The organism is Pseudoalteromonas sp. SIMBA_162, from assembly GCF_046535955.1.
Lineage (GTDB): Bacteria > Pseudomonadota > Gammaproteobacteria > Enterobacterales > Alteromonadaceae > Pseudoalteromonas > Pseudoalteromonas marina.
This window is the reverse complement of sequence record NZ_JAWJBQ010001125.1, coordinates 1-239: the sequence shown is the minus strand read 5'-3', so window position 1 is coordinate 239 and position 239 is coordinate 1. Positions and strand designations below refer to the sequence as shown.

1 protein-coding gene is annotated in these 239 nt (G+C 28.0%); it reads left to right on the top strand.

Annotated elements, in window-relative coordinates; translation table 11 throughout:
- Positions 1-239 (top strand): hypothetical protein (locus tag R0J88_RS23185; protein WP_410901343.1); only part of this gene is annotated, 239 nt, incomplete at both ends.

Here is a 239-nt window from a genome sequence, read left to right as displayed (position 1 = left end):
ATTGTTAAAATCCATTTTAAAAGTACTGGTGATATTCCTTCTTTATCAAACCCGACTACAATTTCTGGTGAGATAGAACTAGATTTAAATAATTTATTTATCATCGAGAGTGAAGATGAGGAGAACCTATGTAAAAGTAATAAAATTACATGCAGGGATGATGAAGGGGCATTAATAATAGAGGTTGATAAAACAAACTCTTTTAATCCAGATAATTTTAAAGATTTATTAGCAAAATA